The sequence below is a fragment of the Virgibacillus proomii genome, assembly GCF_900162615.1.
Classification (GTDB): Bacteria; Bacillota; Bacilli; order Bacillales; family Amphibacillaceae; genus Virgibacillus; species Virgibacillus proomii.
The window spans coordinates 1,939,417-1,963,468 of sequence record NZ_FUFN01000010.1 but is presented as its reverse complement, the minus strand read 5'-3'; the positions used below and the strand labels follow the sequence as shown (position 1 = coordinate 1,963,468).

Annotated in this window: 18 protein-coding genes; 4 read left to right on the top strand and 14 right to left on the bottom strand. The window is 37.1% G+C overall.

Annotated elements, in window-relative coordinates; all coding sequences use genetic code 11:
- Positions 1-474: 474 nt before the first annotated feature.
- The 14 genes from BN1066_RS16535 to BN1066_RS16470 all read right to left on the bottom strand — a co-directional run bounded on the left by BN1066_RS16535 (position 475) and on the right by BN1066_RS16470 (position 21,423).
- The gene (locus BN1066_RS16535) at positions 475-1,338 is read right to left on the bottom strand and encodes a 5'-3' exonuclease (RefSeq protein ID WP_077320545.1); all 864 of its coding nucleotides are present in this window, start codon (positions 1,336-1,338) and stop codon (positions 475-477) included.
- A gap of 2 nt (positions 1,339-1,340) precedes the next feature.
- Entirely contained in the window at positions 1,341-4,997 is a 3,657-nt protein-coding gene (locus tag BN1066_RS16530; RefSeq protein WP_077320544.1) for a dynamin family protein, read from the bottom strand.
- A 515-nt stretch (positions 4,998-5,512) separates the two neighbouring features.
- Positions 5,513-7,042 (bottom strand): acyl-CoA carboxylase subunit beta, encoded by a 1,530-nt coding sequence (locus BN1066_RS16525; protein ID WP_077320543.1) that lies wholly within the window; start codon positions 7,040-7,042, stop codon positions 5,513-5,515.
- Positions 7,043-7,060: 18 nt separating this feature from the next.
- Positions 7,061-7,840, bottom strand: a complete 780-nt coding sequence (locus BN1066_RS16520; RefSeq protein ID WP_077320542.1) for an enoyl-CoA hydratase — start codon at positions 7,838-7,840, stop codon at positions 7,061-7,063.
- Positions 7,841-7,932: 92 nt separating this feature from the next.
- Complete coding sequence (locus BN1066_RS16515) at positions 7,933-8,142, bottom strand: acetyl-CoA carboxylase biotin carboxyl carrier protein subunit (protein ID WP_425445284.1); 210 nt, start codon at positions 8,140-8,142, stop codon at positions 7,933-7,935.
- A 19-nt stretch (positions 8,143-8,161) separates the two neighbouring features.
- On the bottom strand, positions 8,162-9,514 hold the full coding sequence (gene accC / locus BN1066_RS16510; RefSeq protein ID WP_077320540.1) for an acetyl-CoA carboxylase biotin carboxylase subunit: 1,353 nt from the start codon (positions 9,512-9,514) through the stop codon (positions 8,162-8,164).
- Complete coding sequence (locus BN1066_RS16505; protein WP_077320539.1) at positions 9,511-11,160, bottom strand: AMP-binding protein; 1,650 nt, start codon at positions 11,158-11,160, stop codon at positions 9,511-9,513. Before BN1066_RS16505 ends, accC begins: the two co-directional genes overlap by 4 nt.
- A gap of 29 nt (positions 11,161-11,189) precedes the next feature.
- Complete coding sequence (locus BN1066_RS16500) at positions 11,190-12,332, bottom strand: acyl-CoA dehydrogenase family protein (protein WP_077320538.1); 1,143 nt, start codon at positions 12,330-12,332, stop codon at positions 11,190-11,192.
- 57 nt (positions 12,333-12,389) lie between these two features.
- Positions 12,390-13,025 carry a TetR/AcrR family transcriptional regulator gene (locus tag BN1066_RS16495; RefSeq protein ID WP_077320537.1) on the bottom strand — a complete coding sequence of 212 codons (636 nt, stop codon included), beginning with the start codon at positions 13,023-13,025 and terminating at the stop codon, positions 12,390-12,392.
- Between the two features lie 324 nt (positions 13,026-13,349).
- Positions 13,350-15,806: a DNA topoisomerase IV subunit A gene (gene parC / locus BN1066_RS16490; protein WP_077320536.1), complete on the bottom strand. Its 2,457-nt coding sequence runs from the start codon at positions 15,804-15,806 to the stop codon at positions 13,350-13,352.
- 26 nt (positions 15,807-15,832) lie between these two features.
- Complete coding sequence (gene parE / locus BN1066_RS16485) at positions 15,833-17,791, bottom strand: DNA topoisomerase IV subunit B (RefSeq protein ID WP_077320535.1); 1,959 nt, start codon at positions 17,789-17,791, stop codon at positions 15,833-15,835.
- A gap of 608 nt (positions 17,792-18,399) precedes the next feature.
- Positions 18,400-18,816, bottom strand: a complete 417-nt coding sequence (locus BN1066_RS16480) for a CoA-binding protein (protein WP_077320534.1) — start codon at positions 18,814-18,816, stop codon at positions 18,400-18,402.
- Between the two features lie 16 nt (positions 18,817-18,832).
- Positions 18,833-20,359: an ABC transporter permease/substrate-binding protein gene (locus BN1066_RS16475; protein WP_077320533.1), complete on the bottom strand. Its 1,527-nt coding sequence runs from the start codon at positions 20,357-20,359 to the stop codon at positions 18,833-18,835.
- Positions 20,356-21,423: an ABC transporter ATP-binding protein gene (locus tag BN1066_RS16470; RefSeq protein ID WP_077320532.1), complete on the bottom strand. Its 1,068-nt coding sequence runs from the start codon at positions 21,421-21,423 to the stop codon at positions 20,356-20,358. Before BN1066_RS16470 ends, BN1066_RS16475 begins: the two co-directional genes overlap by 4 nt.
- 293 nt (positions 21,424-21,716) lie before the next feature.
- Between BN1066_RS16470 and plsY the strand changes: the two genes are divergently transcribed.
- The 4 genes from plsY to BN1066_RS16450 all read left to right on the top strand — a co-directional run bounded on the left by plsY (position 21,717) and on the right by BN1066_RS16450 (position 24,050).
- Positions 21,717-22,298: a glycerol-3-phosphate 1-O-acyltransferase PlsY gene (plsY, locus tag BN1066_RS16465; RefSeq protein ID WP_077320531.1), complete on the top strand. Its 582-nt coding sequence runs from the start codon at positions 21,717-21,719 to the stop codon at positions 22,296-22,298.
- A 264-nt stretch (positions 22,299-22,562) separates the two neighbouring features.
- On the top strand, positions 22,563-23,489 hold the full coding sequence (gene folE2, locus BN1066_RS16460) for a GTP cyclohydrolase FolE2 (protein ID WP_077320530.1): 927 nt from the start codon (positions 22,563-22,565) through the stop codon (positions 23,487-23,489).
- Between the two features lie 17 nt (positions 23,490-23,506).
- The gene (gene yidD / locus BN1066_RS16455; protein WP_077320529.1) at positions 23,507-23,731 is read left to right on the top strand and encodes a membrane protein insertion efficiency factor YidD; all 225 of its coding nucleotides are present in this window, start codon (positions 23,507-23,509) and stop codon (positions 23,729-23,731) included.
- 19 nt (positions 23,732-23,750) lie between these two features.
- A complete protein-coding gene (locus tag BN1066_RS16450; protein ID WP_077320528.1) occupies positions 23,751-24,050 on the top strand; it encodes a HesB/YadR/YfhF family protein in 300 nt (99 codons plus the stop codon).
- The last annotated feature ends 2 nt before the right edge of the window (positions 24,051-24,052 follow it).

Below are 24,052 nucleotides of genomic sequence, written 5' to 3'. Positions count from 1 at the left end.
AACCGCGTCTTTTGTTAATAGAGAAAAATATTCTTTCGTATTTCTCTTTTACTATAAATTATTTTCATGTCATCTCCAAATTTAATGACCGTAACACGGTATTGCCTTTTATAGGGGTAAAACACCCCAACAACGTGCATGCAGAACCCCCCTGTGACGAAATGAATACCCTATATAGGTATAACGGATACCCCCTTACCTTGCTCACGATACCCCCATTGGGTAATTGGTATTTCTCTCACAATGACTCCAGGATAATTAAAAACATGAGAAATACAGCACTTTATGTGAGATGACGACATTGAAGCCGATGTTACTCATTGCAGGAAGGAGATCGAAGTTGGCTATAGTTTGAGCACTTAAGCTAAACGACAAAGCTACGTTCAAAAGATTTCCCCATGTAAAAACAATATCGTTTCTTAAAAAAGCAAAAAAATAGCCCATAAAATATGAGCTATTAATAACATGATAGGATCACACTAATTTTTCTAAATTTTTAAACTCAAGGGTTTTAAATGTATTTATTATCTTTCCCCTGTCATAATTCCATAATGTATGATCTAACTCACAACGAATTGGAACGTTACAGTTTATCGTAGCAAGACGACGTGATAAATGAAGCATATCGATATTCATCTTTATTTTCGTTTGCACCCCTTTTGGTAATTCATCGATTTTTTCTAAAATATTTTCGATTGATCCGTGGGCTTGTATTAGCTTCATTGCTGTCTTTTCGCCAATTCCCTTTACCCCTGGGTAATTATCAGATGCATCTCCCATTAATCCTTTTAAATCTACTATTTGATTTGGGGAAATCCCTTTCTTTTCATAGAAATTAGTTTCATTATATACTTCATAATTCCCCTGTCCTTTCTTCATAATAGCTACTTGAATCCTTTCATCAACTAATTGTAAAATATCCTGATCCCCCGTAAGAATCAATACCTCATGAGCCTCAGCATAAAGTTTTGCTAGAGTTCCGATACAATCATCTGCTTCAAAATTTTCTATTCCTATATTTGCGATATCAAAGCTATCTACCACTTCTTTTACCAAATCAAATTGCGGTATTAATTCTTTTGGTGGTTCATCCCGATTTGCTTTATAATCTGCATACATTTCTGTACGAAACGTTTTGCTTCCCATATCCCAGCAGCAAATGACATGCGTTGGAGTAAATGTCTTTACTGCATCAAGGAAATAACGTAAAAACTGATAGACACCGTTTGTCGGTATGCCTTCACTTGTTTTCATAAAATTACCGCGAAATGCTGTAGCAAAAAAGCCGCGGAATAATAGTGCCATGCCATCAACTAGCATAATTTGATGTTTGTTCATGTTTATCCTTCTTTCCATCTACTATTTGCAATAATTTCTCTTATTTCTTGTTGTTTGCTTATTAATTGGTCCACAGATATAGTAGAAGTCATCGTCGCTAAACTCCGTTGGATATGGTTTTGCAATTGTTCCGTCACATTCTCCCGAAGATAATCGATCATGTCCTGAGATTGCGCTTTATAAAAATTGCCCAAGCTTTGTTCATTGGTTTCCATATATTGTTGTGCAAATGGTTGAAGTACTGTATAAATTGCGTTTTTCATTTGCTCTTTTTCGTTTTTCTCAAAGAAAGCTTTTGTATTTTTAAACATATTTATGATTCGATCAAATGATTTTCTATCCATATCTTGAAATGCTTCTGAAAAATCCGGTGATGCTAACTCATTTATTTCTGCTTCAGCAAATAAAAACGAAGTATCAATTTGTTTACTTTGTCTTTCCATCTCTTTGTACGCATCTATCATTATATCATGGATAAATGCTTCCATCCGTAGAGAAACTGCTTGTAATTCTCTGATTAGCTCTGTTTGGCAATAGGTAATAAGGTCTTCCAAGCAATCCCAAAGCTGCTTTTTTGCTTGCCTCCCGTTTTCTGTGATCGTAGCAGGGTTGAATGTTTCTTTAAACAAATCATGGAAGCGAATAGCTAATCGCTCTAATACATAATACAGCTGTTTTTCAATTTTTTGTTTGATTTGATTCAAATACGGTGCTGAATCTAGATCATCAATAACTTGCTGTAATTGGCTTTGTTTATCTAGAATGGACTGCTTAAATACTTCTTTCTCTTGTTGATCCAATTTCTGTGAAGCGATAAAGTGCTCTAGTTGCTGCTCCATTCGCTCTATATCACGAAAGGCGGAAGCTACCATTAACTTGGTTAAGTCCTCATGAATAAATTGATAAAATTCCGTTTCAAATTTAACCATTAAGGTATCCAAATGTTGATGTTTTTGTTTATTTATGAGTGCATTTCTGCTTGAGACAGGATATAATCGCGGAAAACGTATAGCTAACTGTAATAATTGTTCCTGTACATAATCCGTAACGAGTGTTAGTTCTCTTTCATCTTTTGCTAAATCAGCTGCATTTACAATAAAAAACATTTTATCTAATTGAAAAGAGTCCTTTACTCTGCCTAATTGCATTAAAAAGTCTTTGTCAGCACGATTCAATGCATGATTATAATACGTAACATAGAGAATTGCATCGGCATGTTTAATATAGTCAAAAGCAACATCTGTATGTCGAGCATTAACTGAGTCTGCCCCTGGGGTGTCCACAAGACGGATCCCTTGACGAGTCAATTCACAATCGTAATATAAATCCATTGTTTCTAAGAAGCAAGCTTTCGATTCATCTGTTACATAAGCTGGAAATTCGTCTAAAGATAAGGTAATCGTATGACCGATGTTCGGTCTTATAGATTTATAGCCATTTATGACTGCTTTTAAATACGATTGGTATGTGTTTGCCAAGGATTCATTACAATATATTTTTTCCCGTTTTATCCAACCGATTAAATCATCAAGGTTAGAAAATGCCGGAGAGAATTTCTTTGTAATTGTGGTAAGCTCATCTACTAATCTCTCATGTGATTTAACTTTGCCGATAATTGTACCATGCTGATGATCATGATCGACAGGATTGATTCGATTTATTGTTGCTGTTGTCGGGTTTGGGGATACTGGCAGTACGCCTTCTCCCATCAAAGCATTGGCAAACGAAGATTTTCCGGCACTAAATGCGCCGAATAATGTTATTGTGTATATACGATTTTTTAATCGTTGCTTTTTCCTTTGTAAATCATGCATCAATGTTTTAAATCCTGGCAATTGATCAACGATTTGCATTGTTTTTTCTATGGAATCAATCGTCATTTCTATCGTATTAGCATGATGTTTTGTCTCATTGGAAGAAGTAACTTTTTTATCACTAGAAAATGGCATATTTTCTAGATTATTTGCTATTGGTATTCTCTTAGGCTGTGTCACTTGTTTTATTCGGTTGTGCTGGTTTTGCAAAGCTTCTTCTATCAGTACAATTGCTGCTTCTTTTAGCGAATAAGCTGCGTCATTTGTTTGTCTAATAGCTGCTTGCTTTTTATCCAGCTCATCCTTTAATTGATCATAGCGATTTAACGTTTTTTGTATTTCTTTGAGCTCTGTTAATTGACCTAACAGATTAGTCCGGATCGGCTGATTTCGTTTTTGTAAATACGTTTCAATGTCTGCCCATAATGTATTTGCAGAATGCTTTGCCTTTGTTTTTATAGCTTGAGCAAGATCATTTGTATAATGAAGGATATAGTCTCCACTTACAGTAGCACCTTGTTTGATCACTTCAATAATATCTTGTTGGTCTACGATAATGGAAAAGTCCTGGATGTAGTCACGTATGTGTATATCATCCACTTTATTTGCCTTAAACAACTGCTGCCATTTATCCCGCAGCTTCCATTGCAGTGTAGCTTCAACTGTTTGCTGTAAAACGGCTAAAAAATCATGTGTGCGCTTTCTTCTTTCTTCTTCTGTCTTTTTCTTTGCACCAAACAACCCTATTTTAAAATCGCTCTTATGAGATTCTAAAAATGCTGCCGCTTTATCTCTTAATGTTGCTGGCATCAGATAAGCATTCTTTACTGTTTGTTGTAAAATAGCTTGAAAATCGGTTTTTAGTTGCTGTTCTTTTCTATCCATCTCTTGGAGTTCTATTTGTTTTGTCTTTATTTCAGCTAATTTTTCCCGTTCTTCCGTTGGAATGCGATAAGCTTCGAGCTTCTCTTCATATTGTACGCGAAGAAAGGAATCGTGCTGCTTTATAACCTCTTGAAGTGTATGATCACTACTTAACAACTCGGACTTCCTAGTTGTTAATAGGTTATTTAAAGTTTCCTTTATATCCTCTAATTGATTCTTTTCCAAATTAGGTTCGTATAAGGAAGAATAAAAAATTTGTTCAGGTTCGATCTCCCATAATGCTAACGTCTGTTTGATACTATCTTCAAAATCTGAAAAAGACAATTCTTCCTCAACATGCTTATCAATTTGATTAATAATGATGTAAAAAGGGATCGATTTATCTTGTACATCTTTTAAAAACTGTAAATTAACCTCTGATTGGACATGGTTATAATCCATAACATAAAAAAGAGCATCCATAAGATGGAGAGAGGCTTCTGTCATTAATCGATCTGCGTCATCAGCTGCATCAATACCCGGTGTATCGACAAAAGCAGTTCCTCTAGGCAATAACTTTGTCGATGTACTAATTTCGATTTTGACGATTCTATCTTTGTCCATGGAATATTGCTTGATTAACTCTACATCCACTGTTTCAGCATACTCTTCCGGTTCTTGATCTTTAAAATATACGCGGACATATCCACCTCCGGATGTGACTTTAACAATGTTGGCACTCGTTGGAATAGGACTATTTGGTAAAATATCATGATCCAATAGTGTATTAATCATGGATGATTTACCGGCAGAAAAATGTCCGGCAAAACAGATCATCAACTCCTGTTCTTTGTATTTTTTATATAAATCCAGTATTTTCTCCGCGCTTACCTGATCTTGATGGTCTAGCATTTTTTGATATGCAAATGCTATTTTCTCAAACATCAGTGGCGCGGAACTGATTGTTGTTGTGCTCCCCATACTTTTCACGCATCCCCCTATTATGCTATTAGCGTTTATTATACGAGATAACTCTGTTTAATGCTACATAAGCTCTAACAATCTATTGCACCCCCATAAACTCCTCTGTCTAGATTTCAACATACTACCCTTTTCAGATATTTTCTCTGTAAAGAATATCATGTAATGGATTCAAATTAAATTATCCTGCTTTTAGTTTACATAATAATATTATGGTTAATTTAATTATTGTGTAAAATATGCCTTATCCCTTGCTGCTTCAGAAAAGGGATGGCTTTTAACTTTCGATAATTCGTTATTTTCCCAAACAACTCCTATTTAGTGAATGTCCTAATAACAATATTGCAACGTTATCGGGTATTATCTGTTTGCTAATTTAGTTTATGAAATAGTTCTTCCGATAATATTTCAGCAAGATCTCTTCTTTTTCGAATACGTTGCAAATGAAGTCATTTCACATAAAAACTTACCCACAAAACCTTAGTCAATCAAGGTTTTGTGGGTAAGTGAATTATTTATACGGGATAGACGCCATGCTTTCTTTCTGTAAACGTAACATGTTTGGAATCATATAACTCATAACGGCTAATTAATTCATCCCGTAGTTTTTCCGGATCAATAATGGCATCTACTACCATTTCTGAGGCTAATCGATAAATATCAATATCTTCCTTATATTCTTCCTGCTTTTCTTTAATAAAGGTAATTCGTTCTTTCTCTGGTAATTCCTGAATTTTATTCGCATATACAGCATTAACAGCTGCTTCAGGTCCCATTACCGCAATTTGTGCAGTTGGTAAAGCCAAACAGCAATCCGGTTCAAAGGCTGGTCCTGCCATTGCATAAAGCCCAGCTCCATAAGCTTTACGGACAATGACAGAGATTTTAGGTACCGTTGCTTCACTCATGGTTGCAAGCATTTTTGCACCATGACGAATAATACCCGCACGTTCTACTTTCGTCCCGATCATAAACCCAGGGACATCAACTAAAAACAGTAAAGGAATATTGAACGCATCACAAAGCTGGATGAATTTAGCTGCTTTATCTGCGGAATCCGGGAATAAGACGCCCCCTTTCATGCGTGGCTGATTGGCAATGATTCCAATCGAGCGTCCATTCATTCGTGCTAACCCAGTGATGAGTTCAGGAGCGAATTTCTTCTTTATTTCACAAAAACTATCCCCATCAATCAATCGATCGATTAGATCATACATATTAAAGGCTGCATTTTGGTTTTCTGGAATTAAATCAATCATGCTTTTTTTCAATTGCTTGACCGGTTTTGCTTCTCTTACTGGTGGTTTTTTCCTGAAATTAGCTGGAAAATAACTCATATATGCTTGGGTATAGGCGATTGCTTCTTCTTCTGTTTTTACTAACACATCGCCAACACCAGATACAGAGCAGTGCATTTTTGCACCACCCATTTCCTCCAGACTCACTTTTTCTCCAATGACCTTCTCTGCCATGCGTGGAGAACCTAAATACATGGAGGCATTCCCGTCCACCATAATAACGATATCGCAAAAAGCTGGAATATAGGCTCCTCCAGCAGCAGATGGACCGAATAATAAACATACTTGTGGCACACGACCGGATAATTTTATTTGATTATGAAAAATTCTCCCTGCCCCTCTTCTACCCGGGAACATTTCCACTTGATCGGTAATTCTTGCACCTGCAGAATCGACTAAGTAAATCATTGGTATTTCTAATTTCATTGCTGTCTCTTGGATTCTTACTATTTTTTCTACCGTTCGTTTTCCCCAAGACCCTGCTTTTACAGTCGAATCATTCGCCATGACACAGACCGATTGCCCATTTATTTTGCCAATACCGGTTACCACACCGTCTGCAGGCAAATCTCCATTTAAACAATTGGCAAAAAAAGCATCTTCTATTTCGATATTGTCATCAAATAATCGTTGTAATCTTTCACGGACAAACAGCTTGCCTTTTTCTGTATTTTTCTGATGATATTTTTCCTTTCCACCTTGTTCAATTTTTTCTACATGTTCATGAAATACATTCATATAAGCCATTATAACTAGCCTCCCGTTTTAATTTCCTTGATAAGTCGGTGTTCGTTTTTCGCGAAAGGCTCGTAACCCTTCTACCCTGTCATTTGTTGGAATTGTTTGTTGATAGGCGAGTTGTTCAATAATTAATCCCGTTGCTAAATCTGTTTCTAACCCTTTATTTATCGCTGTCTTTGCTTGTTTTAAGGCAATAGGACCGTTTTTTGCGATCATTTCTGCTAACTTACGAGCAGTTTCCATTAAATCCTTTGCTTCCACCGCTTCTTCTACCAGTCCAATTGCTAATGCTTTATTTGCTGTTATTCGTTCGGCACTATATATCAGGCGTTTAGCCTGCCCTATTCCTATTAAACGCGGTAAGCGTTGTGTCCCTCCTGCCCCCGGAATAATGGCTAAGGAAGTCTCTGTTAAACCCAGTTGACTATGATTTGCTGCTATGCGAATATCACAAGCAAGTGCCAACTCAAGTCCACCGCCAAAAGCCACTCCATTTAAAGCAGCAATAACAGGCATAGACATGTTTTCTACCATCGTTACGGTCTCACTAATAAATGCTACAGCTGCGATTACTTCCTGTTCATTCATTCCAGCGCGTTCTTTTAAATCTGCTCCGGCACAAAACGCTTTTTTACCGCTTCCAGTAATGATGGTACAGGTAATGCTTTCTTCGTGTTCAACTGTTTTTACAGTTGTGCGCAAGTCTTCAAGTAAGGCTTGTGACATAGCATTGGCAGCTTCTGGCCTGTTTAGCTTAACAATTGCAATGGAATCGGTTACTTCTAATTCAACGAACCTTCCCACAAATCTGCCCCCTTGTATCTATAAAACTGAAATATGGTTTTTTCCGCATTTAATGATGTTGGAAATACTATGAAAAAATTGGTTCTTAAAAGTTATTCAATAATGGCAATCGTATCGCCTTCATTAACAAAATCGCCTTCATTAACCCTAAATTCTTTTACTATTCCACTGGATTCCGCTGCAATTGGAATTTCCATTTTCATTGATTCCAAGATAACAACATCCTGCCCTTCCTCTACTGCTTCACCCGGCTCTACGGTTTTCTTCCAAACACTTCCTGCCATCGTTGCTTTTATTTCCATATTCATTTCCTCCTTGTTTTTAATGGATTTTCTTTGGTAGATAGTAATTTTCAATAAAGTTTGTTGTCGTATTTCCAGTCTTGAACTGTTCGTGATCAATGACTTGCATAAGCATTGATAAATTAGTCTTAATACCCGTAATCTCATATTGATCTAATGCTTGTTTTAATAAAGTAATTGCTTTCTCTCTCGTTTCACCATGGACAATTAATTTAGCAATCATCGGATCGTAAAACGGTGTAACCAGATAATTATTTGTTACTCCCACTTCATTTCTGATTTTCTCTCCTGATGGCGGATGAAACACCTCAATCTGACCAGGTGATGGAAAAAATGTCCGTGGATCTTCTGCATAAATTCGTGCTTCAATTGCATGACCATTTATATTTAAATCACGTTGTTCAATTGTTAATGGTTTCCCATTAGCAATGTCAATTTGTTTTTCAATAATATCAATACCTGTAATCTCTTCAGTTATCGGGTGTTCTACTTGAATTCGAGTGTTCATTTCTAAAAAGTAGAAGTTCTCTTGTTCATCCACTAAAAATTCAATCGTTCCAGCATTTGTATATTGAAGAGCTTCGGCTGCTTGAACAGCTTTTTCCCCCATCTCTTTTCTAGTCTGTTCGGAAATAAATGGAGATGGTGCTTCTTCGATAACTTTCTGATTCCTTCGTTGAATCGAACATTCCCTTTCAAATAAATGGATAACATGACCAAACTGATCGGCTAGTACTTGTATTTCAATATGCCGTGCATTCTCTATCTTTTTTTCAATGAACATGGATCCATCGCCAAAGAATGATTTAGCTCGTTTTGCGTTGTTTTCAAATGCTTTCGTTAGTTCGGCTTCAGAATAAACCGTTTGCATTCCAATCCCACCACCACCGGCAGATGCTTTTACCATTACCGGATAACCAATTTGGTTTGCCAGCCTAATCGCTTCTGCTGTGGAGGCGACAGCTTCCTCGGTTCCAGGAACTATCGGGACACCAGCTTGATGCATCGCTTTTCTCGCAGCTATTTTACTGCCCATTTGCCGAATAACGTTGCTAGATGGCCCAATAAATAGAATCCCTGCTTCTTCACATTGTTCTGCAAATGTCGCACTTTCACTTAAAAACCCATAACCTGGATGAATGGCCTCTGCTTTCGCTTGTTTTGCTATTTCTATTATTTTATTTACGTTTAAATAACTTTCATTAACCCGTGGAGGTCCAATACAATAACTTTCATCCGCCAGCTTCACATGTGGTGCATGTTTATCTGCTTCTGAATAGACACTTACCGTCTTTATGTTTAATTTTTTACAAGTACGAATGATCCGTACAGCAATCTCTCCCCGATTAGCAATTACTAGTTTAGAAATCATGGTTTTCCTCCCTCATACGCTAGCTGCTCCAGAGCCATTTCTCGCAGCTTATATTTTTGAATTTTACCACTTGCTGTCATTGGGAATTCTTCTACAAATTCAATGTATCTCGGTATTTTGTGCCAAGAAATATTTCCTTTACAAAAGTCTCTGATTTCTTCTTCTGTTAGATTACTGTTTTCTTTTGGAATAATCCAAGCCATAATTTCTTCACCGTATTTTTTATCAGGCACACCTATAATCTGTACATCCAATATATCCGAATGCTGGTAAAGAAATTCTTCAATTTCCCGCGGATAAATATTTTCTCCGCCACGAATAATCATATCCTTCATCCGACCGGTGATTTCCAAATAGCCGTCTGCCCGCATAATGGCTAAATCCCCGGTGTGAAGCCACCCATCTTCATCAATTGCTTCTTTCGTCGCTTCCGGGTTATTATAATACCCCCTCATTACAAGATAGCCGCGGGTTAATAATTCGCCAGGTAAGCCGGGTTTTTGCTGTTGATTCGTTCCGGGAATGACAATTTTCACTTCCACGTTTGGATGTGGTGCCCCTACCGTGTTCACTCGGAGTTCAATCGGATCATCGGTTTTTGTCTGAGTAATTACTGGAGAAGCTTCGGTTTGACCGTAAGCGATTGTGATTTCTTTTGCTCCCATTTTGTTCATCACTTTAGTCATTACTTCCGTTGGACAAGGTGAACCAGACATAATTCCGGTTCTTAAACTCGATAAATCATATTGATCAAAATTGGGATGATTTAGCTCAGCAATAAACATCGTCGGCACTCCATGCAGCGCTGTACATTGTTCTGAAGACACAGCTCTCAAAACTTTTTCCGGATGAAATTGCTCTAATAAAACCATTGTTGCCCCTTTCGATATAGCCGCTAAAACTCCCAATACACAACCGAAACAATGAAAAAATGGAACTGGGATGCAAAGTCTGTCTTGATGAGTCAGTTTCATACAATCGGCAATTTGTTTTCCGTTATTTACAAGGTTATGATGGGTCAGCATAACTCCTTTAGGAAATCCAGTTGTTCCAGATGTATATTGCATATTAATTACTTCATGCTCACCTAAACTTGATTTTCGTGTTTGTAATACTTTATCACTTATCTTTCGCCCTAAATCAAGCACCTCCCACCAACTGTAGGTAAAAGGGTATGTTTGATCACTGAGAACAATAAGTTTTTTTAGCATAGGCAGTGCTTTTAATTGAAGATTTTCTCGCTTGGAAGTTTCCAGATCCGGACAAATTTTCTTTAAAATATCAATATACGATGTTCCTTTATAGCTTTCTGCCAATATTAATGTAGTTGCATCAGATTGTTCTAATAAATAATGTAATTCACTAGCTTGATAGTTTGTATTCACTGTAACTAAAACAGCACCCATTTTACCGGTTGCAAATTGTGTAATCAGCCATTCCGGTTTATTATCTGACCAGATAGCAACATGTTCACCTTTTTCAATTCCTAACGCCATCAACCCTTTTGCGGCTATATTTACAGTGTCATTAAAGGTTTTATACGTTTTTCGAAGGTTTAATTCTGGGTAGATAACGGCTTCATGATCCGGGTATAACTCAACTTGCCTTTCAAGTAATTCCCCAATCGTAACATGTAAAAGTGCCATGAAAGACTCACTCCCCTATACTCAATTCTTTAACAGCCTAGCTGACGAGCTATAACTAGGCGTTGGATTTCTGAGGTGCCTTCACCAATTTCCAATAGTTTGGCATCACGTAAATAGCGTTCAACCTCATACTCACGCATATAGCCATATCCACCATGGATTTGAATTGCTTGATTAGCACAGCGAAATGATGTCTCAGTAGCATAGAGTTTAGCAATAGAAGCTTCTTTACTGAAAGGTTTGTTATTATCTTTTAACCATGCTGCTTTATGTACCATTGTTCTTGCTAATTCAACTTCCATCGTCATATCTGCTAGTTTAAATTGGATTGCTTGAAAATCAGAAATAGGTTTGCCGAACTGCTTTCTTTCTTTGGCATAGTTTAAAGCTTTTTCCAACGATGCTTGTGCAATCCCCACTCCTAGTGCTGCAATGGAAATTCTGCCCCCATCTAGTGTATATAAAAATTGTTTAAATCCTTTTTCCGGATCACCAAGAAGATTTGTTGTTGGTACACGAACATTATCAAGGACAATTTCAGCTGTATCAGAACCGCGAACACCCATTTTGTCATAGTTACTCGTAATCGCTACCCCTTCTGTATCTGTTGGCACAATAATAGCAGAAATAATCTTTTTACCTTTTTCATCCTTATCTGTGACAGCGGTTACAATTAGTGTTTTCGCAAAACTAGCGTTCGTTATAAAACATTTCTCCCCATTAATAACAAACTCATCATTTTCCTTTACAGCAGTTGTTTTCGTACCACCAGCATCTGATCCGGCATTTGGTTCAGTTAAACCAAATGCGCCAAGTGCCTTTCCTTCTGCTAAAGGGGTTAAAAATTGTTGCTTTTGTTCTTCTGTACCAAAGTAGTAAATAGGGCTTGCACCTAAAGAAACTGCTGCCGCATAGCTTAATCCCGTACTGCCACATATACGCCCAATTTCTTCAACTGCAAGTGCATAGGATAATGTATCACCTCCAGAACCACCATATTCCTCTGGAAAAGGTATCCCTAATAGACCTAACTCTCCCATTTGTTCAAAAATGTCAATTGGAAAAGCAGCAGTTGTATCAATTTCGATGGCACGTGGCCTTATTACAGATTCTGCAAAATCCCGTACCATCTTTTTTATCATTGCTTGCTCTTTGGTCAACTCAAAATTCATTATTTCTCCCCCTTATTGGATTAGACCGACTGGTTGGTCTGTAATCTGGAAAACAAGTTAATCGCTTAGGATTGTTCTGTCAGCAGACAGCTCGTTGGAAGTCAGTTGGTTCCATGTTTCCTTTGCTACAACAGCATGCAAAATCAGATCAACAAAGATGTCACTAATTTCTTCAATTGTATTTCTCCCTGCTGGATGGTACCATTTATACGTCCAATTGACCATTCCTAAAATAGCCATCCCTGTTATTTCAACAGGTAGATCCTTGCGAAATTCTCCACACTCTTGCCCTTCCTTGATGGTATGAAAGATCAGCTTCTTAAAGCAATCTCGCTTTTCTTTAATGATCACCTCATATTCATGCTTCAGATAAATACTTTCTTGATAAAATACAGAAATATGCGGCTTATAAATATCAAATACTTTGACAAAATCTTTAATTATAGCTCGTAGTTTTCTAGTCGGTGATTCATACAAATTAATGGCATACATTGCTTTTTCCAGTACGTAGGTAATAAACATATCATGAATGACATAGAGTAATTCATCCTTTGAAGTAAAGTGATGGTAAAAACCGCCTTTTGAAGTGCCAACATCTGCAACAATTTCATTAACCGTTACTCCATGAAATCCTTTCTTTTCAAACAGCAGTAAAGAGGATTGAATGATTTTTTCCCGTAAATCCGTTCTGATCCCCTCCTCATTAATAATATAATATTACATTATCACAGTTTCCAGAAAATTTAAAGTGTTTATACGAATGGGAGCTTATTAAAGTAAAAATCAAAGTCAGCATATAACAGGAAGAAAGCTGCAGCAGCAATCACCGTGGTTTCAAGATTTCCTAAAATTTTAAGCCTTTGTTCTACTTCCTATCAGTAAAATAAAACATCCTTTTGCCTCAAGTTTTATTTATCCATGAGTTGAACATCACTTGTTTCCAAAAAGCGTAGAGTTTAAGCAAAAGAAAAACTAGCCAAGAAATTCAAAGCTTTCATGGCTAGCGATTGTTAGACTTTATTTAATTTCATCTAGATGTTCGAACGGTTTTTCATAATCTACATTTTTCCAAGCAGAAATTACTTCTCCTTTTGTATCTGTATCCACAATGAAAGAACCATTGCTATAGCGATCACTATTGGATAACTCTAATGGAAATACACGATGTATCTCTCCATTGTTTGTCTTAAAGTTTATCGTGTCATGCTCATTAACTAGGAAGAATCCACGAATTCGATGAGGTTTACTTTTTAGTTCACGCAACATTAATAACCCTCTTTTTGCTCGATTGGACTTCTCAAACTCACTTAATTTCATTCGTTTACAAGCACCACGCTGGGTAAGAACAACTAAAGAAGGTTTCGATAATTCATCAAACAACTCTCCGTTAACAACTTGTTCATCTTCTTTAAGATGAATGGCTTTCACACCAGCAGCCCGCTGTCCTACGACAGAAATCTCGCTTTCATGATACCATAAGCCGTATCCCTTATCCGAAGCAATAAATACATCGGAATGACCTGTTGTACAATGAACATTAATCAGCTCATCATCATCTTTTAATCTCAGAGCAATTAAAGCTTTTGAATAACGCTGCGCTTCATAAAGTTTCAGTTTGCTTTTCTTTACCATCCCTTTTTTCGTGAAAAAGATTAAGTACTTATCCTCCGTAAAATCACGAACAGGAATACATGTAATAATTCGTTCATCTTTTTCCAATGGCACGAAATTTGAAATATGCTGACCAATATCTTTCCAGCGAATATCCGGCAATTCGTGTACCGGTGTGTATATATAATTTCCCTTATTTGTGAAAAGAAGAACCTTATCTGTCGTATTCAGTTCTGCTAAGCTAACTAAATAGTCACCTTCCTTCATGGCAAAATCTTCTCCATTTGAAGCGCTATAGGAACGTAGACTAGTTCGTTTCACGTAACCGGCCTGTGTAACCGATACTAATACATCCTCACTAACTACCATCACTTCAATATCAATTTTTAATTCTTCTATTTCATTTTCAATAGCTGTTTGCCTAGGTGTTGCATATGCTTTTTTCAACTTCCTTAAATCTTTTTTAATCGTTTGAAATAGTTTTTTCTCACTTTGTAAGATTAATTCAAGTTCCTTAATTTTTTCTTCTAACGTTTTCGCTTCTTGTTGAAGCGAGGTGATGTCGGTATTCGTTAAACGATATAGCTGCAACATAACAATTGCTTCTGCTTGGGCTTCGGTAAATTGATAGTTGGTAATAAGGCGTTTTTTGGCGTCTTGCTTATCCTTAGAAGAACGAATTGTGCTAATAACCTCATCTAATATAGAAATCGCCTTGATTAGACCTTCAACAATATGTGCTCGATCTTTTGCTTTTTTCAGATCAAAGACCGTTTGTCTTATTACGACTTCTTTTTGGTGGGAAATATACGATTCTAATATTTCATTTAGCGATAACAATTTTGGTGTTTTATCCTGAATAGCTACCATATTAAAATGGTACGTAACTTGTAAGTCTGTGTTCTTAAATAAGTAGTTTAGAACACCTTCTGCATTTACATCCTTCTTGAGTTCAACGACAACTCGTAAACCAGTCCGATCGGTCTCATCTCGAACTTCGGCAATCCCCTCTACTTTTCGATCGATACGCAACTCATCTATTTTTTTGACCATATTAGCTTTATTTACTTCATATGGAATTTCTTCAATAACGATTTGCTCTCGATTACCGCGAATTTCTTCTATACGTGTTTTACCTCGTACAATAATTTTACCGCGACCAGTTTCATAAGCTTTTTTAATTCCATTAATTCCTTGGATAATCCCACCGGTTGGAAAATCAGGACCCTTTATCACTTTCATTAATTCTTCTATCGTTACAGAAGGTTTATCGATTTTAAGGATAACTGCATCGAGTACTTCTCCTAGATTATGAGGTGGTATATCTGTAGCATAACCTGAGGAAATCCCAGTTGATCCATTAACGAGTAAATTTGGAAATTTAGCTGGCAGCACTACAGGTTCTGTTGTTGTGTCATCAAAGTTTGGAATAAAATCTACCGTATCCTTTTCAATATCTCTTAATAATTCAGAAGCAATACTGGATAATCTTGCTTCTGTGTAACGCATGGCAGCCGGTGGATCCCCATCAACACTTCCGTTATTCCCATGCATTTCAACTAACACATTTTTAACTTTCCAATCTTGACTTAATCGGACCATTGCTTCATATACGGAAGAATCACCATGAGGGTGGTAATTCCCAATAACAGTACCAACTGTTTTAGCTGATTTACGAAAGTTTTTATCATGGGTATTTTTTTCTTCATGCATCGCATAAAGAATTCTTCGCTGAACGGGCTTTAATCCGTCTCTCGCATCGGGAAGCGCCCTGTCCTGAATAATGTATTTACTATACCTTCCAAATCGGTCTCCTATTACTTCTTCTAACGGAAGGTCTAAATATGTTCCTGGTTGTGTCATACCAACCCCCCCTTATATGATTTTTATTATAATTCTGTATGAATTCTATCGTTTTCTAGGATATTAGATTCTTCATCCAAACCAAATTCAACATTATTTTCGATCCATTTTCTTCTAGGTTCCACTTTATCACCCATTAATGTCGTCACACGTCTTTCTGCACGTGCTAAATCATCGATGGTTACCCGGATAAGAGTTCTGGATTCTGGATTCATGGTCGTTTCCCACAGCTGATCTGCATTCATTTCTCCTAAACCTTTATAGCGTTGTAAGGTATAGCCGTTTTTAAAATCCTTAATTGTTTTCCTCATTTCTTCTTCATCCCAGGCATAAACCACACGTTTATTTTTTCCTTTTCCCTTGGAGATTTGATATAAAGGTGGCAGTGCAATATACACCTTACCTGCTTGAATCAATGGTCGCATATACCTATAGAAAAACGTAAGCAATAACACTTGGATATGTGCACCATCTGTATCTGCGTCGGTCATAATAATTATTTTATCATATTGCACATCATCTAAATGAAAATCGCCACCAACACCAGCACCAATAGTATGAATGATGGTCGATATTTCTTCATTCTTAAAAACGTCCTCAAGCTTTGCCTTTTCTGTATTAATTACTTTTCCTCGTAATGGAAGTACAGCTTGAAACTTTCGATCTCTGCCTTGTTTTGCTGATCCGCCTGCAGAGTCCCCCTCAACCAAGTATAGTTCATTACGCTTTGGATTTTTTGATTGAGCAGGCGTAAGCTTGCCGCTTAAGATCGTATCTTTTTTCCTTCTTTTTCTTCCTGTTCGAGCGTCCTCTCTCGCTTTTCTGGCCGCTTCCCTAGCTTCTTTTGCTTTAATCGCCTTTTTAATTAAAAGATTAGAAACATCTGAGTTTTCCTCCAAAAAATAAGAAAGCTTTTCCGAAACAACTGCATCAACCACGGATCTAGCTTCCGGCGTACCTAGTTTTCCTTTCGTCTGCCCTTCAAATTGCAGTTTATCTTCTGGTACACGAACAGAAACGATAGAAGTGAAGCCTTCTCTTATATCTGAACCTTCCAGGTTTTTATCTTTTTCTTTTAAAAGTCCGATTCGTCTGGCATAGTCGTTAAACGTCCTCGTAATTGCTGTTCTCGCTCCAGATTCATGCGTTCCTCCATCTTTCGTACGAACATGGTTAACAAAAGATAGCATACTTTCTGCATAACCGTCATTGAATTGAAAAGCAAAATCAACTTCAATTCCTTGCTGTTCACCTTCAAAAGCTACAACAGGGTGAAGGGTATCTTTTTCTTCATTCAGATAATGTACAAAAGCCTTTAGTCCTTCCGGATATTGGTATTCTTCTGTCTGATTATTTCGAAGGTCTTGTAACTGAATCGTTAATCCTTTTAGTAAAAAGGCAGCTTCTCGTAACCGTTCGGATAATGTTTCAAAGTTGTAAACGGTTGTATTAAAAATCGTTGGGTCCGGTTTAAAATGAATGATGGTACCAGTTTTTTTCGTTGGTCCTTTCTTTTCTAAAGAGCCGACAGGTTTTCCACCATTTTCAAATCGTTGAAAGTAGATATGACCATCACGATGGATTGTGACGTCTAACCATTCAGATAGAGCATTGACTACGGACGCACCTACACCGTGTAGACCTCCACTAGTTTTATAACCACCCTGTCCAAATTTTCCACCTGCATGCAATATAGTAAATATCACCTCAGGTGTTGGCTTTCCAGAACGGTGCATACCAGTTGGAATACCACGCCCATGATCTGTGATGGAAATGCTATTATCTTTATGTATAGTCACTTTAATGATGTCTCCAAATCCTGCTAGGGCTTCATCTACCGCATTATCAACAATTTCAAAAACGAGGTGATGCAGTCCTCGGGCATCTGTACTACCTATGTACATACCTGGTCTTTTTCGTACTGCTTCCAGACCTTCCAGTACTTGGATTGAGTCATCACTATATGAAATCGGTTGTTTTGTCACTCCGTACTTGCTCCTTTCTTTCTGTACGTACTATAATAGAACAAACGTTTGTTTGTGTAAAGATAAAACAAACGATAATACACATGAAAGTTGTATTTTTTCCTATAAACCATTCATAAATAACAGGTTTTCCTTAAAGCTTTTATTTTTAGTCATGGAGTAACCCTTTCTCTCACGTTACTAAGTATACTATAGTTACATCAAGCTTGTATTGCAAGAACACAAAAAAATCGTCAATGAAGTTAATTTACAATTGAAGTTATTGTTCATTGGAGGTTGATACATGCATAAGAGGAACAAGCTTATATAATTATGTTAACAGACCATATCGTAACACACGTTAAGAACGTAATGTTTAAGAGTCAACCAGGCTTGTGCCGTGTTTTGGAAATAACCAAATTTTTAATTGTCTAGAAAATGATCCCTTCTATATGGTAATAACTTTGAAGGTAGCTTTGTCTAGCTTATATTGCTTCTTTCTATGACATGTCAGCACAGAAGTTCTTCATTTAGTACGTCGCTAAACGTGCCTCCCGCTTTTATATCTACGCTTGCTTTAAAACATGAGAAAAGGATGACTAATCGTACCGCCACCCTTTTTCGTTCGATTATTTCAGCAATACTGCATGGACCACTTTAATGCAAAGATCCATAATTACGGTAAAATCACGTTGTTTTAAATAATGATACGCATCTTCATTAACGATTCCTTGCTGCGCCCAAAAGATTTTACAATTCGTTTGAGCAGCATCCTTCGCAACTTCCGGTAAGAACTCTGACCTGCGAAACACATTTATAATATCTATCGGTTCCGGAACCTCAGCTAATGAAGGATAGGCTTGTTCACCTAAGACCTCTTGTACTGTAGGATTAACCGGAATGATACGGTAACCTTCTCGTTGCATAATTTTAGCAATTTGATAAGAAGTACGTTCCGGATTGTTTGACAAGCCTACAACTGCAATTGTTTTCGCCGTAGCTAAAATTCTTCTCAATTCTTCATTGGTTGGGTTTTCCCATGCCATTATAGCTTCCCCCTTTTTATTTTTCAAGTAACCCCTGTTCTATGAGAAACTCTCTGGCTACATTTTCTGGTGATTCATCATGATAATCTACTTGGTAATTCATTTGTCTCATCTGTTGGTCAGTTATTTTTCCCGCGAGCTTGTTTAAAATACCTTCAAGTTCAGGATACTTGTCCAGTGTATCATTGCGCATTAGTGGAGCCCCTTGATATGGAGGGAATAGCTGCTTTGAATCTTCCAAAGAAATTAAATTTAGCTTTTCCATATAACTATCTGTTGCATATGCATCAATGATATTTACCTGACCGGATGTTAACGCTTCTTGTCTAAGACCTGGATCCATGGTTTGTACATTTGCAATATCTAAACCATATACATCCTGCATACCTACATACCCATCATATCGGTCTTTAAACTCCAGTGTAAAACCAGCAGTTAATTGATCCTCTATTTTTTTAAGATCATCGATTGTCTCTAGTTCAAATTGATTGGCTAGTTCTTCTGTTGTGGCAACAGTGTACGTATTATTATAGGCCATAGGCAGTAAATATGCCATATCAAATTGTTTATCCATCCCCTGTTTAGCTTGCTGATACACATCTTCCCTATTGTTACTATCCGCTTTTTGCTCAAGATGTGTAACAATCGCCGTTCCTGTAAATTCTGGATAGATATCGATGCTTCCTTGTTGTAATGCATTAAATAAGAAAGCAGTTTTTCCTAGCCCTGGTTCTAATTTTACGCTTAAATCGGTATTTTCTTCGATTAATAACTTATACATATGAATTAAAATTGCTGGTTCTGATCCTAATTTACCACCAATAACTAAATCTGCTTGCTTCTTATTATTAAAAAGAAAAGGAGAAATAACGATCAAAACCGCAACGATTAACATAGCGATGAACGATTTGATTCCCGTTCGTTTAGAGAGTCGTTCAACCCACCGTAAAATAACGTCAAAAATAACCGCTAGTAAAGCCGCGGGAATTGCACCTAACAATATTAAACTCACATCCGCTCCACGATCAAGACCTAAAAGAATTAATTCACCTAGTCCTCCTGCCCCAATTAATGCAGCTAATGTGGTTGTTCCAACAATTAACACCATAGAAGTGCGAACTCCTGCCATAATTACTGGCATAGCAAGCGGCAATTCCACTTTCATTAAGCGTTTCAATGAATTCATTCCCATTCCTGTTGCCGCCTCAGTTAATGCAGGGTCTACCTCTTTAATGCCTGTATAACTATTACGTAGAATTGGGAGCAGTCCATATGCTGTTAGTGCAACAATTGCAGGGAAGGTGCCAATCCCGAAAAATGGAATGAGAAAAGCTAGGATAGCAAGACTTGGAATCGTTTGTAGTACAGCTGATAATCCGATGATTGGTTCAGCTACTCGAGGATACCTCGTCAGTATTAATCCTAAAGGTACTGCAATCAAAATGGCAATGATGAGTGAAGTTAATGATATTTGCAAGTGTTCCCATAGGGCTTCTACAAGTGTTGCCTGGCGATTTTGAAATACAGTAATAAACTCTTTCACGTTTGGAGCCTCCCGTTTTCTACGGTTGTATTATGCTTTAAAAACTGTACGATATCACGGTAACGAATAATACCTACAAGTTGACTAGCCTTTAAAACAGGAAAAATTTCCTGGTCGGTGTCTTGGATCATGTCCACTGCTTGATACAAAGAGAGATCATTTTCTAAATAAACACGTTGGGTTAGTTGTCCATTAACAACGAGACCGACATACTGATTACGTTCTTCCACTAAAACATACGTCTTATCAATCCGATAGGTGCTATTATGAAAGGCTGACCTTGTTAATATATACTCCTGTGATGAATTAGAAATTTTATCTACGGTAATTTCCCAAGGTGATTGACGTTTCCCGATAAATTCTTTAACAAATTGTGAATGTGGCTCTGATATCAATTTATCAGCCTCAGCAAACTGCTCAATTCTCCCATCTTTCATTAAACAAATTCTATCTCCTAAATGAAGTGCTTCATCTATGTCATGCGTAACAAATAGAATCGTTTTTTTAATTTCTTTTTGCAATGCTTGAATATCTTTTTGTAGCTGTTCTCTACTTATAGGATCTAAAGCGCTAAATGGCTCGTCCATTAAGATAATATCAGGATCAGCCGCTAACGCCCGAATAACACCAATCCGCTGTTGTTGTCCTCCTGAAAGCTCTCTTGGCAATTTTTTCTTAAATACCTTTGGGTTTAATCCAACCATTTCCAACAATTCCGTCACTCGATTTTGGATTTCTTTTTGTTTCCACTTTTTTAATTCAGGAACAATGGCAATATTTTGTTCTACCGTCAGATGTGGAAATAATGCGATTTCTTGAAGCACATAACCAATGTTCCAGCGCAATTCATGAATCGGATATGTTTGGATGTCTTTTCCACATATGTAAATAGATCCAGATGTTGGTTCCATTAGACGATTGACCATTTTCAATGTAGTTGTTTTACCACAGCCGCTTGGACCAATAAACGTAACCATTTCACCTTGGTTCACATGAAAGGAAATATTCTTAACAGCTTCGGTCCCGTCCTGATATACTTTATTTACTTGGTTAAATTCAATCATGTACTTTCCCCTTTAATACGTATTATAAAAAGCGAGTGATATCCATTTAAACGAACAGACCATGTTTAGGTACGGAAAAATTCGGCATCACTTTTGCTTAACGTTTTGAACTTATTTTTAAGAAATTACTATTGCTAGAATAATATAGTTTATTCCCAGATACAATTAATAACAAACATCTATTTAATAATGGTTCTTAAAATAGGAACTTCGTGCTAAAATAAAAGGCAGTATCGTCCTTATTTATAATTACAATAGGTGCGAAGATAATTAAGAGGAAAGTAGGAAGCATTATGGAGTATCTAGTATTTGCAATTATTGCCTATCTACTCGGATCGATTCCGTCTGCCTTGATTGTCGGAAAGATTGGTTATAACAAAGACGTACGTGAGCATGGCAGCGGAAACCTCGGAGCAACAAACACCTTTCGTGTATTAGGAATAAAAGCTGGGATTATTGTTACACTAGCAGATATTTTAAAAGGTACGATGGCTACGCTTCTTCCGCTGTTTTTTGACGCCGATGTCTATCGGCTGATCATCGGATTATTCGCAGTAGCCGGTCATACGTATCCTGTGTTTGCAAAATTTAAAGGAGGAAAAGCAGTTGCCACATCCGGCGGCATCATTCTTGGTATTAATCCATTATTATTTGTTCTAATGGTGTCAACTTTTTTAATTAGCCTATATATATCGAAATATGTCTCACTTTCATCTATTATTACTGGCATCGTAACTGTTATATTATCCTTTATCTTTAAAAATACGGGGCTAATTATTGTTACCTCGATCCTAACCATTTTTGTGATTTACAGGCATCGTGAGAACTTAAAACGAATAAAAAATAAAACAGAGCCAAAAATAACTTGGATGTAATCGCCGATAAAGTGAAACTTCATTCAGTAGGGGTTTGCTTCCCTCTCCTACTGAATGTTAGTACCTCAGGGGGTATGACCTAAAGGGTCCTTAAACGAATCGGGCATTTAGGTGCCGTTTTCTCCCACTTAACCCCTTTTGTATCAACTCAAGGCTCTTGAAGTGGGAATCTTACGGCACCTTACATGCGGGATAAAACCTATAGATTGATTCTCGCTTTATCGTAACGTATACTTTAGAAGTAAAGAGAAAGGGGGCGATGTGATGGACAACACAAAAACTTTTCCAGTTAAAAAATTACCAACAAAACAGGAGCGCCATCAATTATTTGGTTCTGTAAAGCCAGCCCCAAAATCGAAACCTGTCGATAAAAAGTATATGGCGGACTTACAGAATACAAAAAAGGATTTCTTATTTGCTTTGGATGCAGTTGGGATAACGAAGGTAAAGCATCCGATTATGATAAATAGCACGATTGCACCTTACACTCAAACAAGTATCGGTTCATTTACGTTTACTTCTAGTCTAAAGCAAACGAATAAAGGAACGAATATGAGCCGTTTTAATGAACAATTAGCAGATTATCATGCAAGAGGCTTTTCAACGGATTTGAATGTATTAAAAAGCTTTACAAAAGAGCTAGCTAATCGCCTCGAACAGCCTGATGCTTATATGGAAGTTAGCTTTCCGTGGTTTTATGAAAGACAAGCCCCTGATACAGGTTTAGCAGGTCTTAATCATGCAGATGCTAGTATAAAGATGAAATACGATGAAGATCGTGGGGTGAATATTCAACTTGCACTCACTGTAGCTATTGCAACGCTGTGTCCTTGTTCTAAAGAAATTAGCGAATATAGTGCTCATAATCAGCGCGGAAATGTAACAATCGATATATCAGTTGATGAACAATTTGCTGAAACGGAGTTTGATTGGAAGGAAGTATTGCTTGAAGCTGCAGAAAGTAATGCGAGCGCAAGATTACATCCAATCTTAAAACGAACGGATGAAAAGAGGGTTACCGAACAAGCCTATGAAAATCCACGATTCGTTGAAGACATGGTACGATTAATAGCTGCAGATTTATATGAAACACCGTTTATTACCAAGTTCAAAGTAAGCTGTCAAAATGAGGAATCCATTCATATGCATGATGCATTTGCAACAATTACCTATGATAAAACAAAGAATTAAATAAAAGAAGGGTTCCTATGAAGTATATCTTTATCGGATTAATTAAATTTTATCGTGTTGCGATTAGCCCATTTAAACCCCCAACCTGTCGTTTTTATCCGACGTGCTCTGAATATGGGTTGGAAGCATATCGCCGATTTGGCTTTTTTAAAGGCACCTATTTGACAGTAAAACGAATCAGCAAATGCCACCCTTTTCATCCTGGCGGGATTGATTTAGTACCAGAAAAGAAAAAGAAATAAAAAAGGAGCTGTTTTTCAGATGAATATCCAAATCAGCAAAGAGGCAGCAAAATGGTATAGAGATGAACTAGACATTGAAGAAAATGAAGCATATGTGCGTTTTTTTGTCAGATATGGTGGATTTGGGGGAAACGTTCCTGGCTTTTCTTTAGGGGTTAGTAATGAAAAGCCGGTTGAAGTTTACGCTTCCAACGATGTCGATAATATTACTTTCTTTATTGAGGCAAAAGATGCTTGGTATTTTGAAGACCATGATTTAAAAATTAGTTTTAGCAGAAAAAAACAGGAGCCAAACATACAATACATAAAAAGAGCTTAAAA

Bases quoted from the DNA above. Each gene is read 5' to 3' on its own strand.
- plsY (WP_077320531.1), top strand. From the start codon at position 21,717: ATGGAGTATCTAGTATTTGCAATTATTGCCTATCTACTCGGATCGATT.
- BN1066_RS16515 (WP_425445284.1), bottom strand. From the start codon at position 8,142: ATGGAAATAAAAGCAACGATGGCAGGAAGTGTTTGGAAGAAAACCGTA.
- BN1066_RS16450 (WP_077320528.1), top strand. From the start codon at position 23,751: ATGAATATCCAAATCAGCAAAGAGGCAGCAAAATGGTATAGAGATGAA.
- BN1066_RS16535 (WP_077320545.1), bottom strand. From the start codon at position 1,338: ATGAACAAACATCAAATTATGCTAGTTGATGGCATGGCACTATTATTC.
- BN1066_RS16470 (WP_077320532.1), bottom strand. From the start codon at position 21,423: ATGATTGAATTTAACCAAGTAAATAAAGTATATCAGGACGGGACCGAA.
- folE2 (WP_077320530.1), top strand. From the start codon at position 22,563: ATGGACAACACAAAAACTTTTCCAGTTAAAAAATTACCAACAAAACAG.
- accC (WP_077320540.1), bottom strand. From the start codon at position 9,514: ATGATTTCTAAACTAGTAATTGCTAATCGGGGAGAGATTGCTGTACGG.
- yidD (WP_077320529.1), top strand. From the start codon at position 23,507: ATGAAGTATATCTTTATCGGATTAATTAAATTTTATCGTGTTGCGATT.
- BN1066_RS16480 (WP_077320534.1), bottom strand. From the start codon at position 18,816: ATGGCATGGGAAAACCCAACCAATGAAGAATTGAGAAGAATTTTAGCT.
- BN1066_RS16530 (WP_077320544.1), bottom strand. From the start codon at position 4,997: ATGGGGAGCACAACAACAATCAGTTCCGCGCCACTGATGTTTGAGAAA.
- parC (WP_077320536.1), bottom strand. From the start codon at position 15,806: ATGACACAACCAGGAACATATTTAGACCTTCCGTTAGAAGAAGTAATA.
- BN1066_RS16525 (WP_077320543.1), bottom strand. From the start codon at position 7,042: ATGGCTTATATGAATGTATTTCATGAACATGTAGAAAAAATTGAACAA.
- BN1066_RS16500 (WP_077320538.1), bottom strand. From the start codon at position 12,332: ATGAATTTTGAGTTGACCAAAGAGCAAGCAATGATAAAAAAGATGGTA.
- BN1066_RS16505 (WP_077320539.1), bottom strand. From the start codon at position 11,160: ATGGCACTTTTACATGTTACGATTGGGGAATTACTTGAAAGGCAAGTT.